The 14,616-nt window shown below is 63.1% G+C and carries 13 protein-coding genes; 8 read left to right on the plus strand and 5 right to left on the minus strand.

The features are described from left to right. Window positions 1-35: 35 nt before the first annotated feature. Window positions 36-1,379, minus strand: coding sequence for a formimidoylglutamate deiminase (locus FHT29_RS14890; protein ID WP_168599801.1), 1,344 nt, complete (start codon window positions 1,377-1,379; stop codon window positions 36-38). A gap of 101 nt (window positions 1,380-1,480) precedes the next feature. Between FHT29_RS14890 and hutI the strand changes: the two genes are divergently transcribed. The 7 genes from hutI to FHT29_RS14925 all read left to right on the plus strand — a co-directional run bounded on the left by hutI (window position 1,481) and on the right by FHT29_RS14925 (window position 9,323). After that, the gene (hutI, locus tag FHT29_RS14895; protein ID WP_037196187.1) at window positions 1,481-2,737 is read left to right on the plus strand and encodes an imidazolonepropionase; all 1,257 of its coding nucleotides are present in this window, start codon (window positions 1,481-1,483) and stop codon (window positions 2,735-2,737) included. Then, entirely contained in the window at window positions 2,734-4,269 is a 1,536-nt protein-coding gene (hutH, locus tag FHT29_RS14900) for a histidine ammonia-lyase (protein ID WP_037196011.1), read from the plus strand. The genes hutI and hutH overlap by 4 nt, the downstream gene beginning before the upstream one ends. 1 nt (window position 4,270) lies before the next feature. Beyond that, window positions 4,271-5,956: a urocanate hydratase gene (gene hutU / locus FHT29_RS14905; protein ID WP_047637723.1), complete on the plus strand. Its 1,686-nt coding sequence runs from the start codon at window positions 4,271-4,273 to the stop codon at window positions 5,954-5,956. A gap of 2 nt (window positions 5,957-5,958) precedes the next feature. Further along, window positions 5,959-6,522 carry a HutD family protein gene (locus tag FHT29_RS14910; RefSeq protein ID WP_047553842.1) on the plus strand — a complete coding sequence of 188 codons (564 nt, stop codon included), beginning with the start codon at window positions 5,959-5,961 and terminating at the stop codon, window positions 6,520-6,522. Window positions 6,523-6,600: 78 nt separating this feature from the next. After that, on the plus strand, window positions 6,601-7,263 hold the full coding sequence (locus tag FHT29_RS14915; protein ID WP_037196017.1) for a sulfite oxidase-like oxidoreductase: 663 nt from the start codon (window positions 6,601-6,603) through the stop codon (window positions 7,261-7,263). A 208-nt stretch (window positions 7,264-7,471) separates the two neighbouring features. Continuing rightward, window positions 7,472-8,932 (plus strand): MFS transporter, encoded by a 1,461-nt coding sequence (locus tag FHT29_RS14920; protein WP_047554396.1) that lies wholly within the window; start codon window positions 7,472-7,474, stop codon window positions 8,930-8,932. 85 nt (window positions 8,933-9,017) lie between these two features. Further along, entirely contained in the window at window positions 9,018-9,323 is a 306-nt protein-coding gene (locus FHT29_RS14925) for a hypothetical protein (RefSeq protein WP_168599802.1), read from the plus strand. 22 nt (window positions 9,324-9,345) lie between these two features. Here the strand turns inward: FHT29_RS14925 and FHT29_RS14930 are convergent, their stop codons facing one another. Then, window positions 9,346-9,741: a type II toxin-antitoxin system VapC family toxin gene (locus tag FHT29_RS14930; RefSeq protein WP_037196025.1), complete on the minus strand. Its 396-nt coding sequence runs from the start codon at window positions 9,739-9,741 to the stop codon at window positions 9,346-9,348. Then, window positions 9,741-9,968: a type II toxin-antitoxin system VapB family antitoxin gene (locus tag FHT29_RS14935; RefSeq protein WP_037196027.1), complete on the minus strand. Its 228-nt coding sequence runs from the start codon at window positions 9,966-9,968 to the stop codon at window positions 9,741-9,743. The genes FHT29_RS14930 and FHT29_RS14935 overlap by 1 nt, the downstream gene beginning before the upstream one ends. A 188-nt stretch (window positions 9,969-10,156) precedes the next feature. On the opposite strand from FHT29_RS14935, the gene FHT29_RS14940 reads away from it, so the two are divergent. Next, window positions 10,157-11,347 (plus strand): acetyl-CoA C-acyltransferase, encoded by a 1,191-nt coding sequence (locus FHT29_RS14940; protein WP_037196029.1) that lies wholly within the window; start codon window positions 10,157-10,159, stop codon window positions 11,345-11,347. A 247-nt stretch (window positions 11,348-11,594) separates the two neighbouring features. Here FHT29_RS14940 and cueR read toward each other — a convergent pair whose 3' ends face one another. Both cueR and FHT29_RS14950 read right to left on the minus strand, forming a co-directional pair. After that, a complete protein-coding gene (cueR, locus tag FHT29_RS14945; RefSeq protein ID WP_037196031.1) occupies window positions 11,595-11,981 on the minus strand; it encodes a Cu(I)-responsive transcriptional regulator in 387 nt (128 codons plus the stop codon). 11 nt (window positions 11,982-11,992) lie between these two features. Continuing rightward, window positions 11,993-14,497 carry a heavy metal translocating P-type ATPase gene (locus FHT29_RS14950; protein ID WP_037196190.1) on the minus strand — a complete coding sequence of 835 codons (2,505 nt, stop codon included), beginning with the start codon at window positions 14,495-14,497 and terminating at the stop codon, window positions 11,993-11,995. Window positions 14,498-14,616 lie beyond the last annotated feature (119 nt).

Consider the following 14,616-nt stretch of genomic DNA (forward strand, 5'->3'; position numbering starts at 1 on the left):
TTTAAGGGCCAATCGGCGGGAGGAAAAGTGGTTTCTCAACCGATCAGCTCGGCCATTGCCTGCCGGAACCGTGCAGAGATCGTCTCTCTCTTGATGTGGCGACCGCCTTCGACCTGCTTGCGGCCCAAAACCCAGACGCAGTCGACCGTGACACCACCGGCAAATGTCCAGTGATCGAGAACGCGGTCGCCGGACAGATACGGCACGGCGCTGGCATCGAGGGAAACCATGTCGGCGTAGTTGCCGACGGCAAGCCCAGCCGGCGCTTTCAGGGCTGCGCCGCCGCCTGCCAGCGCGCCATCGAACAACATCCGCGCCGTCGAGCCGCCTGTTGAGGCGATGACGTTGCGGGCGCGCAGTGCCAGTCGCTGCGAATATTCCAGTTGCCGCAGTTCTTCCGGAACGGAGATCAGGATGTTGGAATCCGAGCCGATGCCATAACGGCCGCCTTCCCCCAGGAAGAGAGGGGCGGCGAATGCGCCATCGCCGAGATTGGCCTCGGTGATGGGGCAGAGGCCGGCGATCGCGCCGCTCTTCGCCATCCGCCGGGTTTCATTCTCGGTCATATGGGTGGCGTGGATCAGGCACCAACGGTCATTGACCGGAGCATTGTCGAGCAGCCATTCCACCGGCCGCGCGCCGGACCAGGCAACGCAATCCTCGACTTCCTTCACTTGTTCGGCGACGTGGATATGGATTGGCCCGTCACCGGCCATCGGCACGAGCTTTACAAGTTCTTCCGGCGTCACGGCCCTCAGGCTGTGCGGTGCGATCCCAAGTTCGGCGCCGGGCAGGCGGCTTGTTACCGAGCGGCAGCCGGCCATCAGCGCCTCGAAGCTTTCGAGCGAATTGATGAAGCGGCGCTGGCCGTCGATGGGGGCCGCGCCGCCGAAGCCGGAATGGGCATAAAAGACGGGGAGCAGCGTCAGCGCGATGCCGGTTTCGGCGCTGGCCGCGCCGATGCGCTCCGCCAGTTCGGCGATATTGGCATAGGGGCTGCCGTCCTTGTCATGGTGCAGGTAATGGAATTCGCCGACGCGGGAGAAGCCCGCTTCGAGCATCTCCATATAGAGCTGCGCGGCAACGGCCTCGACATGATCGGGGGTCATCGACAGCGCGAATTTATACATGACGGTGCGCCAGCTCCAGAAGCTGTCATTTGCCGGGCCGCGGACTTCGGCAAGGCCGGCCATGGCGCGCTGGAAGGCGTGGCTGTGCAGATTCGGCACCGCCGGCACGAGAATATCCTGCCTGTTGTCGCCGCCTTCGGGCGCGACATCAACGGCGATATCGGCAATGCGGCCGCCTTCGAGGGTCAGCCGCACATTTTCGTGCCATCCGTCGCCAAGCAATGCCGAGCGTGCGTGAAGTGTCGTCATGGTCTCACCCTTTCCTTTCGGACTTGGAGTCCAAAATCCCTCTTGTCAGCCTTTTTAATATGTATATACATTATGAGCCAACGATGAAAGGCGTAAAGCTGATGCGTGGGAACAATTTTTCCGAAGATAGCACGGCAAGCGACGGCGCAATCCGCGTCTGGCGCAATGCCCGTTTGGCGACCTTGAAAGAGGGCTCGGCTCGGCTTGGTACGGTCGAGAAGGGTGCGATCCTGACGAAGGATGGCCGCATCGTTTTTGCCGGCAGCGAAGCCGATCTGCCCGATGTCTCCAACGCTGATGCTATCGATCTCGAGGGGCGCTGGGTCACGCCCGGTCTGGTAGATTGCCACACGCATATCGTCTATGGCGGCAATCGCGCCCGCGAATTCGAGATGCGGCTGGAGGGTGCTAGCTACGAGGAGATCGCCCGCGCCGGCGGTGGCATCGTCTCCTCCGTCAACGCTACGCGCGCGCTGTCGGTGGATGAGCTTGTTGCCGTCGCGCTGCCGCGGCTCGATACGCTGCTGGCCGAAGGCGTCACCACGATCGAGGTGAAGTCCGGCTACGGTCTCAATATCCCATCCGAATTGAAGATGCTGCGGGCCGCTCGCCGGCTCGAAGAAGTTCGCCCGGTCCGGGTCGTCACTTCCTATCTCGGCGCGCATGCGACGCCGGCGGAGTACAAAGGCCGTAACGGCGACTATATCGACGATGTCGTGCTGCCCGGATTGAGGCAGGCGCATGCAGAGGGTCTCGTCGATGCCGTCGACGGCTTCTGCGAAGGGATTGCCTTCTCGACGGCGGAAATTGCTCGCGTTTTCGATCTTGCCCGGTCGCTCGGCATTCCGGTGAAGCTGCATGCGGAACAGCTTTCCAATCTCGGCGGCGCCAAGCTTGCGGCCTCCTATGGCGCACTTTCCGCTGATCATGTCGAATATCTCGACGAGGACGGCGTCAAGGCCATGGCGGCGGCGGGAACGGTTGCCGTGCTCCTGCCGGGCGCCTTCTATGCCATCAACGAGAAGCAGAAGCCGCCGGTCAAGGCTCTGCGCGAGGCGGGCGTTTCGATCGCTATCGCCACGGACTCCAATCCAGGTACGTCGCCCCTGACGTCGTTACTTCTGACCATGAACATGGCTGCCACACTTTTCCGCCTGACGGTCGAGGAATGCATCGCTGGCGCCACCCGCGAAGGCGCGCGTGCCCTTGGCCTGCTGTCCGAGACGGGGACGCTCGAAGCCGGCAAGTCGGCCGATTTTGCTATCTGGGACGTCGAAAGCCTTGCGGAGCTGGTCTATCGCATCGGCTTCAATCCGCTCCATGCTCATGTCTTCAAGGGAAAAAGGTTCAACCGATGACTGTCGTTCTCCATCCCGGCTCCGTTTCGCTGCAGCAACTGGCGACGATCTATTGGACCGGTGAGCCGGCTAAGCTCGATGCCTCCTTCGATGCGGGCATCGCCAAGGCCGCCGCCCGGATCGCCGAGATTGCCGCCGGCAATGCGCCTGTCTATGGCATCAACACCGGCTTCGGCAAACTGGCATCGATCAAGATCGACAGCGCCGATGTCGCCACGCTTCAGCGCAATCTCATCCTCTCCCATTGCTGCGGCGTCGGTCAGCCGCTGCCTGACAATGTCGTCCGTCTCATCATGTCGCTGAAGCTGGTTTCGCTCGGGCGCGGCGCCTCGGGCGTGCGGCTGGAGCTGGTACGGCTGATCGAGGCCATGCTCGACAAGGGTGTCGTGCCCGTCATTCCGGAAAAGGGTTCGGTCGGTGCATCGGGCGATCTTGCTCCGCTCGCGCATATGACCGCCGTGATGATGGGCCATGGCGAAGCCTTTTATGCCGGAGAGCGCCTTTCCGGTGCTGCGGCACTCGAAAAGGCAGGCTTGAAGCCGGTCGTGCTCGCCGCCAAGGAAGGGCTGGCGCTGATCAACGGCACGCAGGTTTCGACCGCGTTGGCGCTCGCCGGTCTCTTCCGTGCCCATCGCGCCGCCCAGGCGGCCCTCATCACCGGCGCCATGTCGACGGATGCGGCCATGGGCTCCTCCGCACCGTTCCATCCGGATATCCATACGCTGCGTGGCCACAAGGGCCAGATCGATACCGCCGCCGCCCTTCGCGGGTTGCTGGCCGGCTCGGTGATCCGCGAGAGCCATATCGAGGGCGACGAGCGCGTGCAGGATCCCTATTGCATCCGCTGCCAGCCGCAGGTCGACGGCGCCTGCCTCGATCTCCTGCGCTCTGTGGGACGCACGCTCGAAATCGAAGCCAATGCAGTCACCGACAATCCGCTTGTGCTGTCTGATAATTCCGTCGTCTCCGGCGGTAATTTCCATGCCGAGCCGGTCGCCTTCGCCGCCGACCAGATCGCTCTTGCCGTCTGCGAAATCGGCGCGATCGCGCAGCGCCGTATCGCGCTGCTCGTCGACCCCGCGCTCAGCTACGGCCTGCCGGCGTTTCTCGCCAAGAAGCCGGGCCTGAATTCCGGCCTGATGATCGCCGAGGTGACCTCGGCGGCGCTGATGTCGGAAAACAAGCAGATGTCGCATCCGGCTTCGGTCGATTCGACGCCGACCTCCGCCAATCAGGAAGACCATGTGTCCATGGCCTGTCACGGTGCGCGCCGCCTGCTTGGCATGACTGACAATCTCTTCGGCATCATCGGCATCGAAGCGCTGACCGCCGCCCAGGGCGTCGAGCTGCGCGCGCCGCTGGCGACCAGCCCGGAATTGACCCTTGCCATCTCAGCGATCCGCACTGTCGTGCCATCGCTCGAAGAAGACCGCTACATGGCAAACGACCTCAAGGCCGCCAGCGACCTCATCGCATCAGGCGCGCTCAATGCCTCGATTTCAACCGACATCCTGCCCTCCTTGGAGATGTGACATGACAAACCCACGCCATAATATCCGCGAAATCCGCTCCCCTCGCGGCCCGGAGCTCAACGCCAAGAGCTGGATGACCGAAGCGCCGCTGCGCATGCTGATGAACAACCTCGATCCGGATGTGGCCGAAAATCCGAACGAGCTGGTCGTTTATGGCGGCATCGGCCGCGCCGCCCGCACCTGGGACGATTTCGACCGCATCGCCGCGACGCTGAAGACGCTGACCGAGGAAGAGACGCTGCTGGTGCAATCCGGCAAGCCGGTCGGCGTGTTTCGTACCCACAAGGATGCGCCGCGCGTGCTGATCGCCAATTCCAATCTCGTGCCGCACTGGGCGACCTGGGATCACTTCAACGAGCTGGATAAGAAGGGCCTTGCCATGTACGGCCAGATGACGGCCGGCTCGTGGATCTATATCGGCACGCAGGGCATCGTGCAGGGCACCTACGAGACCTTCGTCGAGGCAGGCCGCCAGCATTATAACGGCAACCTCAAGGGCAAGTGGATCCTGACCGGCGGTCTCGGCGGCATGGGCGGCGCGCAGCCGCTGGCGGCCGTCATGGCCGGTGCCTGCTGCATCGCCGTCGAGAGCGACGAAACCCGCATCGATTTCCGCCTGCGCACCCGCTATGTCGATGAAAAGGCAAAGACGCTCGATGAAGCGCTTGCCATGATCGACAAGTGGACGAAGGCCGGCGAAGCCAAGTCCGTCGGCCTGCTCGGCAACGCCGCCGAAATCTTCCCCGAGTTGGTGAAGCGCATGAAGGCCGGCGGTCCGCGTCCCGACATCGTCACCGACCAGACCTCGGCCCACGACCCGTTGAACGGCTATCTGCCGCTCGGCTGGACCGTGGCCGAAGCCAAGGCGAAGCGCGAGAGCGACCCGAAGGCCGTTGAAGCTGCCGCCCGCGCCTCAATGAAGGTTCATGTCGAGGCCATGGTCGCCTTCTGGGATGCCGGCGTGCCGACGCTCGATTACGGCAACAATATCCGCCAGGTCGCGCAGGATGAGGGCCTCGAAAACGCCTTTGCCTTCCCCGGCTTCGTGCCCGCCTATATCCGCCCGCTCTTTTGCCGCGGCATCGGTCCGTTCCGCTGGGCTGCCCTGTCCGGCGATCCGGAAGATATCTACAAGACCGATGCCAAGGTGAAGGAACTCACTCCCGGCAACACCCACCTGCATAACTGGCTGGACATGGCGCGCGAGCGCATCGCCTTCCAAGGCCTGCCGGCGCGCATCTGCTGGGTCGGCCTCGGCGATCGTCACCGCCTCGGCCTTGCCTTCAACGAAATGGTCAGGAACGGCGAGCTGAAGGCGCCCGTCGTCATCGGCCGCGACCATCTGGATTCCGGCTCCGTCGCCTCGCCGAACCGCGAGACGGAAGCGATGAAGGACGGCTCGGATGCCGTTTCCGACTGGCCGCTCTTGAACGCGCTGCTCAACACTGCTTCCGGCGCCACCTGGGTGTCGCTGCACCATGGCGGCGGCGTCGGCATGGGCTTTTCCCAGCACTCCGGCATGGTCATCTGCGCCGACGGCACGGATGATGCCGCCCGCCGTCTGGAGCGCGTCCTCTGGAACGACCCGGCGACCGGCGTCATGCGTCATGCCGATGCCGGCTACGACATCGCCATCGATTGCGCCAAGGAGCAGGGCCTGCGCCTGCCGGCCATCCTGGGGAACTGAAGATGAAGCTGCTGCGCGCCAGTGACCACAAGCGCATGCCCTGGAAGAACGGCGGCGGAGAAACGGTGGAAATCGCCGTTTCGCCCGACGGCGTCGGGCTTGCCGACTTCGACTGGCGCGTCAGCATGGCGACGGTTGCCACGGATGGGCCGTTTTCGGTCTTTCCCGGTATCGATCGCACGCTATCCATTCTCGAGGGAGAGGGAATGACCCTCTTCATCGAGGGCCGCGAACCGGAGCGTCTGACGCAGGCAAGCGATCCGCTATCCTTCGCGGCGGATGCGCCGACTTCCGCGACTTTGATCGACGGGACGATCACCGATCTCAACGTGATGACGCGGCGGGGACGCTTCACGCATTCGGTGCGGCGCATTTCGGTTGATGGAAATGGCAAGGTTGAGCTTAAGAGCAAGACCGCATTGATTCTTTGCCATCGGGGAACTGCCGAAATCAATGGCGCGGTCCTGGTTGCAGGCGATTGCCTAGCCCTCTCGAACGAGGCTTCCACGCGACATCCGATTTCGGGTTCGGCGCAATTGTTCCTCATCGAAATCGAGGCAATATAGTCGGCTATCGGCCGCTCTTTGACTTGACACGGACATGGCCCGGTTATCCTATTTCCGTGCACCAGAGAGGGTACCCCGATGAGCGACGATCAGATCCCCGCCGATAGCAAGCTCACAACCTCCAAGCGCCGCTGGGCGGCGGAGGGCAAGTTTCTGACCGGGCGCATCAGCCGGCCTGAGACCGAGCGGTTGCCGCCGGGTCAGCATCTCGTCAAGAACTGGCCGGTGCTCGATCTCGGGCAGCAGCCGCAGGTTTCGCTGTCGAGCTGGCGGCTCGATGTGTTCGGTTTCGTGGAAAAGCGGCTCAGCCTTGATTGGACCGCCTTCCAGGCGATCGAACAGAGCACCCGCATCAGCGACATTCATTGCGTGACGACCTGGTCGCGCTACGACAATCGCTGGGAGGGAGTGGCGACTCGCGATCTGCTCGATCTCGCCATGCCGACGGCCGAGGCCCATCATGTGCTGCTGACCAGCTATGACGGCTATACCACGAACCTGCCGCTGTCGGATTTTGCCGCGGAGGATGCGATCCTCGCAACAACCTGGGAAGGCCAGCCGCTGACGCGCGAGCACGGCGGGCCGATGCGTCTCGTGGTGCCGCATCTCTATTTCTGGAAAAGCGCCAAGTGGCTGAGCCGCATCGAGTTCATCGGCGCCGACAGGGCCGGCTTCTGGGAGAAGAATGGTTATCACATGTATGGCGATCCCTGGCGTGAGCAGCGTTATTCCAACGATTGAAGCCTGCTCGATGTTGGAGGGCAGAGGGTGCCGCCGAAGCAAATCCGGCAGAGATCGCGGTTTCTTATGTCACCGTGTCAATTTTTGATGGCTCCCGCATGGGTTTGCGGCTTTGCAAGCCGCAATGATGGGCGTATTCAATGATCGTATGATTGCCGTCGGCGGAGTCCGACCACGCCCTGAACCCCATTCTTTGAAATTCCATGCCATGACCGTTGTCCGGACCACAGAGCATCCTTCCGAGACCAGTTTCGGCCGGCAATCCCGCATTATCGCCTTCGTCGTCGCCGTCGCCTTCTTCATGCAGATCCTCGACGGCACCATCGTCACGACGTCGCTGCCGCAGATGGCGAGCACATTCGGCGTCGAGCCGGTGTCGATGAGCATCGGCATCACGGTCTATCTCCTCACCATGGCGGCCTTCGTGCCGCTGGCCGGCTGGGCGGGCGACCGCTACGGCGCGCGGCGGGTGTTTCTGGCATCGATCACCATCTTCACCGTGGCATCGCTGTTTTGCGCCCTTTCCGGCAACCTCGCCGAGTTCGTCATTGCCCGCGCCGTTCAAGGTATCGGCAGCGCGCTGATGACGCCTGTGGGACGCATCATCGTGCTCAAAAATGCGCGCAAATCCGATCTGGTGCATGCGATGTCGATGATCACCTGGCCGGCGCTGACGGCGCCCGTCATCGGTCCGGTGCTCGGCAGCTTCATCACTACCTATCTGAGCTGGCACTGGAACTTTCTGATCAATATTCCGATCGGCATCATCGGCTTCGGCCTCGTGCTGCGCTTCGTGCCGGATCAGCGCGAGGAGAGGGTTGCGCCGCTCGATTTCATCGGCTTCCTGCAGTCGGCAGCGGGATTGACCTTCCTGCTCGCCGGTCTCGAATTCGTCGTCCAGGGCACGACCGCTCTCGTGGCCAGCGTCGGGCTGATCGCCGCCGGCGTGGTGTTTTCCGTCATCGCTACCCGGCATTTCATGCGGGTCGATGCACCCCTGCTCGATCTCTCCGCCTTCAAGGTCCAGACTTTCGCCATGTCAACGCTGTCGGCCGGTACGGCGAGCCGGGTGGCGATCAACGCCACGCCCTTCCTGCTGCCCCTGCTCTTCCAGGTGGGCTTCGGCCAGACCGCGATCAACGCCGGCACTTATCTCCTGTTCTACTTTGCCGGCAACCTCGGCATGAAGGCGATCACGACACAGATGCTGCGAGCCTTCGGCTTCCGCAATGTGCTCGTGGTCAACGGTCTGATCTCGTCCCTATGCATCGGCGGTTTCGCATTTCTGTCGCCATCGACGTCGAACTGGCTGATCTATTGTCTGCTGCTGGCGGCCGGCCTGTCACGATCGATGAATTTCACCGCGCTGAATACGCTCGGCTTTGCCGATATCCATGCTTCCCAGCGCAGTTCCGCCTCGACCCTGTCAAGCATGCTGCAGCAGGTTTCGCTGCTGCTCGGCGTTGCCGTTGCCGCGGCTGTTCTCAATCTCTCGCGCACCATTCATGGTGGCGCCACGCTCTCTCCTGTCGATTTTCGCTGGGCTTTCCTCGTCGTCGCCTTGATCGGCGCCGTCTCTTCGCTGCGTTTCATCAGCCTGCCGCACGATGCCGGCGCGGAGGTGTCGCGGCACAAAATCAACACGTCGTCAAAACCTTCAAACTCTTAACGATATTGAGATACAAGCCGCTGTAAATCGGTTAACGAGTTCCCATATAAATGGAGCTTTAACCCCCCCCACAGGAGGCAGTCTCATGCTGCTCAAAACTCTCGCTATCTCGGCCCTCGTCATTGGCATGTCCAGCGGCGCGATGGCGGAACAGGTGCATAAGCATCACCCCAAGAACCTCAAGGTCGAGGCGCTTCAGACCGACGTCGGCAATGTCGACCACTCGAAGGACGCTATCCTTCCAGACGGCACGATCAACACCGACCCGTCGGTGACCGGCCCGATCCGCGCCGGCGATTCGATTTCCCGACTGCAATGCGCTGTCGCACCGAACTCGGTCGGCGCGCGCTCGAACACCTATTCCTCAGGCTCGGCCTCGCTTTGCCCTTGACGGCAGCATCGCATCGGGTGGCTCAGGCCATTTCGATATCGGTTTGATTGAACCGGCCGCTTTTCGACAATAGCGGCTGGCGATAATAGTGGGCGCAGGCATAGGTCATGCAATCGTCGAGGCTAAGGCGCCCCGCGCGGCCGCCCTCGCCGTAGCGCTCATATGCCTCTGCCGCCAGAAAGGCGACACGGGGCGGAACGGCGAGAATCTGGATGTTCATGAGCTGCAGGAACGCGCGCACCGCTTCCGCAGACTCGGTTGGCGAGAGCCCCAGGATGGTGGAGATCTCGATTGCCGCCCGCGCTGCCGCAAGCGGTGAGGTCATCCGCGCTGTTGCCGGCTGCATGCGGATGGCAAGCGCCCGCGCCTCTTCCTCGTCAGTCATCATTGCCGACAATACCGAAGCGTCGATAAACATCAGGCTTCTCCCGTCGTATGATCGCCCTCGGCTTTGGCTGTCGCCTTTCGCTTGAGGTTGCGGCAGAAGGCGACGGCGACATCGGCAAGGACGGGTTTGGTCAACTCCTCATCCAGCGCCTTCTGCAGTGCGAGCCTCACGGCTTCGGTCTTGGTCGACGCTTTCGTCAGCGCTTGGTAGCGCCGAGCCAGCCGGTCGATTGTGTCGTCCTTGATGTAAAGTGGCATGAGATATCCATTTCGCTATGCTGGGATATCCATAGGATATGTCTCCAACGAGGGCAATCGCGCCTTTATGCCATCAGCGTCGAGGCGATTTTGGCGGGTGATATTTTCGCGATTTTTAGATGACGAACATCATCTAACGTGCTAGCAATGGGTTAAAGCATATCGTTTGCTGACCGTGAGGAGATGTCATGCCCGCTATTGATCCCGTTGTCATCGTTTCGGCCACGCGCACGCCGCTTGGTCGTTTTCAGGGAGAGTTGTCGTCCTTGCAGGCGACCGAGCTCGGTGCGCACGTCATCCGCGCGGCACTGGAGCGTGCTGGATTGTCGGCTGACAGGGTGGATGAAGTTCTGTTCGGCTGCGTGCTGCCGGCAGGGCAGGGGCAGGCTCCGGCCCGACAGGCGGCACGCGGCGCCGGTTTGCCGGATGCGGTAGGCGCCACGACGATCAACAAGGTCTGCGGCTCCGGCATGAAGGCGACCATGCTGGCACATGATCTGATCCTCGCCGGTTCGGCCTCGATCGCGGTCGCCGGCGGCATGGAATCGATGTCGAATGCGCCCTATCTGCTGGCGAAAGCACGTGGCGGTTACCGCATGGGTCATGACCGCATCTTCGATCATATGATGCTCGACGGGCTGGAGGATGCCTATGAGAAGGGCCGCTCCATGGGCGACTTCGGCGAGATGGCGGTGGAGGCCTATCAGTTCAGCCGCGACGATCAGGATGCTTATGCAGTCGAAACGCTGTCGCGCGCCCGCGCCGCGAGCGAGAACGGCGCCTTCACGGCCGAGATCACCCCGGTTTCGGTCGCGGCCAAGGGCGGGCCGGTGACGATCGCCAAGGACGAACATCCGCAGAAGGTCTCGCCGGAAAAGATCCCGACACTGAAGCCCGCTTTCCGCAAGGACGGGACCATCACGGCGGCCAGCGCCTCGGCCAACGCCGATGGCGCGGCTGCGCTGATCCTGACGCGTAGCTCGGTTGCCGAGCGCGAGGGGCTGCCGATCCTCGCGGAAATCAAGGCGCATGCCACCCATAGCCAGGAGCCGGCCTGGTACACTACCGCGCCGATCCCCGCCATCCGCAAGGTGCTCGATAAGACCGGCTGGAAGGTCGGCGATGTCGATCTCTTCGAGATCAACGAGGCCTTCGCCGTGGTCGCCATGGCTGCCGCTAAGGATCTCGGCATTGCGCGAGACCGCCTCAACGTCAACGGCGGCGCCTGCGCCCTCGGCCACCCCATCGGCGCCACCGGCGCGCGGCTGATCGTGACCCTGCTGCACGCCCTCGAACGCCGGGGCGCGACGCGCGGCATCGCCGCACTCTGCATCGGCGGCGGCGAGGCGACGGCAATTGCGGTTGAGCGGGTTGGGTGAGTGGAATGATGTGGGAGGCAGGTCAGGCGCGCTTGCCAACGCCGCGCTTGCCGGCATGGCCCTCATCCTAGCCTTCTCCCCGCTAGCGGGGAGAAGGGACGATCGAGCAAAACAGCGGGTTTGAGGAGAACGCCGTGAGAGGCGCGAGTAGCTCCCTCGCCCCGCAAGCAGGGAGAGGGTTGGGGTGAGGGGCCAGGCACATCGTTCCGGCATCGACGCATTCGCCTGACCTGCCGCCACAATAATCTCACCCCTCCGACAGCTCCTCCAAAATCGGGCAATCCGGCCGTTCGTTGCCGTGACAGGCATGGACCAGATGTTCCAGCGTGCGGCGCAGTTCCGTCAGTTCGCGGATCTTGCGGTCGATCTCTGTGAGTTTCGCGGTGGCGATGTCCTTGACGTCGGCGCTGGCGCGGCTCTTGTCCTCGTAGAGCGCCAGCAACTGCCGGCATTCCTCGACCGAGAAACCGAGGCTGCGCGAGCGATGCAGGAAGCGGAGCTTATGCACGTCGCCGGCGCGATAGTCGCGATAGCCGTTGTCGCTGCGGTCGGGACGGATGAGGCCGATATCCTCATAATAGCGGATCGTCTTCGCCGGCAGGCCGGAGCGGTCGGATGCTTCGCCGATGTTCATATAAGTTCTCCCTATCTTGCCAGCCGCAGCCTGAGCGCGTTGGCGATGACCGAGACCGACGACAGGCTCATGGCGGCCGCGGCGATCATCGGGGACAGAAGCAGACCGAAGATCGGATAGAGCGCGCCGGCTGCCAGCGGCACGCCGAGCGCATTATAGCCGAAGGCAAAGGCAAGGTTTTGCCTGATGTTGCGGATCGTCGCTTCCGACAAGCGCCGGGCCCGGACGATGCCGTTGAGATCGCCCTTCACCAGCGTGATGCCGGCGCTTTCCATGGCGACATCCGCACCTGTGCCCATGGCGATACCGACATCGGCGGCGGCGAGCGCCGGCGCGTCATTGACGCCGTCGCCGGCCATGGCGACGATGTGGCCCTTCGCTCGCAGCTCATCGATCAGCGCCTTCTTGCCTTCCGGCAGCATGTCGGCGCGGACCTCGTCGATGCCGAGCTGCTTGGCGACAGCGTCTGCCGTGCGGCCGTTGTCGCCGGTTGCCATGACGATCTTCAAGCCGCTTTCATGCAGTGCCTTGATCGCGGCCGCGGTCGTCGGCTTGATGCGGTCGGCAACGGCGACGAGGCCCGCCAGCCTGTTGTCGATGGCGACGAACATGACAGTCTTGCCCTCGCCGCGCAGGCGCTCGGTCTCGGCTTTCAATTCGTCGATCGAGATGGCGAGATCCGCCATCATGGCAGCGTTGCCAAGCGCAATCGCGGTATGGCCTGCACGGCCTTCGACGCCCTTGCCCGATGTTGCCGAAAAGCCGGAGACCTCGACAAAGCTGGCTCCGCGCTCTTCGGCGCCCGCAACGATCGCTTCGGCGAGCGGATGCTCGGAGCCGCGCTCGAGGCTGGCGGCGAGCGACAACAGATGAGCTTGCTCGATGCCGTCAGCTGTGACGATGTCGGTGAGGTTCGGTTTGCCTTCCGTCAGCGTGCCGGTCTTGTCGACGATCAGCGTATCAACCTTGGCAAAGCGTTCCAGCGCCTCGGCGTCGCGCACCAGCACGCCTTCCTGTGCGCCGCGGCCGGTGGCGATCATGATGGACATCGGCGTCGCCAGTCCAAGCGCACAGGGGCAGGCTATGATCAGCACCGCGACGGCGGCGAGCAGCGCATGCGCCAGTCGTGGCTCCGGTCCGACGAAGGCCCAGACGGAAAACGCGATGATGGCGGCCGCGACCACGGCGGGCACGAAGACCGCGGATACACGGTCGACCATCGTCTGGATCGGGGCGCGCGAGCGCTGCGCCTTGGCGACAAGCTCGACGATGCGCGACAGCGTCGTGTCGGCACCGACCTTTTCGGCCAGCATGATCAGCGAACCGTTCCTGTTGATCGTGCCGCCGGTCAATGCATCACCCTTGGCCTTTTCGACCGGCAGCGGTTCGCCCGTGATCATCGATTCATCGATGGTGGATTGTCCTTCGACGACCGAGCCGTCCACGGGCACGCGCTCGCCGGGGCGAACACGCAGCCGGTCGCCGGCCTCAATCTGGTCGACAGGCACATCCACTTCGCTGCCGTCGGTGCCGATGCGTCGCGCCGTCTTGGGCGCGAGATCGAGCAGGGCGCGGATGGCGGATCCCGTGCGTTCGCGCGCCTTCAGCTCCAGCACCTGGCCGACGAAGACCAGCGCGATGATGACCGAGGCGGCCTCGAAATAGACGGGTATGGCCTCGCCATGACCATGAAAGCTCATGGGAAACAGGCCGGGCGCGAGCGTGGCGACGAGGCTGTAGAGATAGGCGGTGCCGACGCCGAGGCCGATCAGCGTCCACATATTCGGGCTGCGGTTGACGAGCGAATTCCAGGCGCGACGGAAGAAGGGCAATGCTGCCCAGAGCACGACCGGCGTTGCCAGCACGAGTTCGATCCATGTGGCGGTGGGTTCGCCGATCCAGCCGCGTACGGGCAGGCCGAACATCGGACCCATGCTGATCACCAGCAGCGGCAGCGACAAGGCTGCGCTGATCCAGAGCCGGCGCGTGAAATCGACGAGTTCCGGGTTAGGTCCTTCATCGGCGGAGGGGACGCCCATGGGCTCCAGCGCCATGCCGCATTTCGGGCAATCGCCGGCATGGTCGCTGACGACCTCGGGGTGCATCGGGCAGGTATAGAGCGTGCCCCTCGGTACCGGTTTCGGCGAGGGCTTGTTGCCGTCGAGATAGGCTGATGGATCGGCTTCGAATTTGCCCTTGCAGCCGGCGGAGCAGAAATAGAATTTCTCGCCTTCGTGCTTCAGGAAATGACGCGCGGTGGCGCGGTCGACGGTCATGCCGCAGACCGGGTCCTTGGCGGAGATATAGCTTTCCGGTGCGGCTTCGAACTTCTTGCGGCAGCCGTCGCAGCAGAAATGGAAGGTGCGGCCCTGATAATCGAGCGACGGCTTGCCGGCGGGATCCACAGTCATGCCGCAAACGGGATCGCGGGTGATCGTCTCCTGCGGCTGTCCGTCGTGGTGGTGATGATGACCGTGGCCGTGATGGCTGTGATCGTGTTCGTCGTGCAATGCCATATCAAACTCCATTGCTCCGATGGGAGCGTCGGATAGCTTATGAACCTTCCTGTCACTGGAAGGTCAAGGCATAAAATGGGGATTGTCATCCACAGTTCACAGGGGTCTCTTCCTATCCC

It is taken from the genome of Rhizobium sp. SG741 (genome assembly GCF_012275435.1).
In the GTDB taxonomy this organism is placed as follows: Bacteria; Pseudomonadota; Alphaproteobacteria; order Rhizobiales; family Rhizobiaceae; genus Rhizobium; species Rhizobium lusitanum.

What these genes read in the sequence shown, in the direction of transcription:
- FHT29_RS14915 (WP_037196017.1), top strand. Translation starts at nt 6,601, where the DNA reads ATGAGCGACGATCAGATCCCCGCCGATAGCAAGCTCACAACCTCCAAG.
- FHT29_RS14935 (WP_037196027.1), bottom strand. Translation starts at nt 9,968, where the DNA reads ATGCCACTTTACATCAAGGACGACACAATCGACCGGCTGGCTCGGCGC.
- FHT29_RS14950 (WP_037196190.1), bottom strand. Translation starts at nt 14,497, where the DNA reads ATGGCATTGCACGACGAACACGATCACAGCCATCACGGCCACGGTCAT.
- FHT29_RS14910 (WP_047553842.1), top strand. Translation starts at nt 5,959, where the DNA reads ATGAAGCTGCTGCGCGCCAGTGACCACAAGCGCATGCCCTGGAAGAAC.
- FHT29_RS14890 (WP_168599801.1), bottom strand. Translation starts at nt 1,379, where the DNA reads ATGACGACACTTCACGCACGCTCGGCATTGCTTGGCGACGGATGGCAC.
- FHT29_RS14940 (WP_037196029.1), top strand. Translation starts at nt 10,157, where the DNA reads ATGCCCGCTATTGATCCCGTTGTCATCGTTTCGGCCACGCGCACGCCG.
- FHT29_RS14925 (WP_168599802.1), top strand. Translation starts at nt 9,018, where the DNA reads ATGCTGCTCAAAACTCTCGCTATCTCGGCCCTCGTCATTGGCATGTCC.
- FHT29_RS14920 (WP_047554396.1), top strand. Translation starts at nt 7,472, where the DNA reads ATGACCGTTGTCCGGACCACAGAGCATCCTTCCGAGACCAGTTTCGGC.
- cueR (WP_037196031.1), bottom strand. Translation starts at nt 11,981, where the DNA reads ATGAACATCGGCGAAGCATCCGACCGCTCCGGCCTGCCGGCGAAGACG.
- hutH (WP_037196011.1), top strand. Translation starts at nt 2,734, where the DNA reads ATGACTGTCGTTCTCCATCCCGGCTCCGTTTCGCTGCAGCAACTGGCG.
- hutU (WP_047637723.1), top strand. Translation starts at nt 4,271, where the DNA reads ATGACAAACCCACGCCATAATATCCGCGAAATCCGCTCCCCTCGCGGC.
- hutI (WP_037196187.1), top strand. Translation starts at nt 1,481, where the DNA reads ATGCGTGGGAACAATTTTTCCGAAGATAGCACGGCAAGCGACGGCGCA.
- FHT29_RS14930 (WP_037196025.1), bottom strand. Translation starts at nt 9,741, where the DNA reads ATGTTTATCGACGCTTCGGTATTGTCGGCAATGATGACTGACGAGGAA.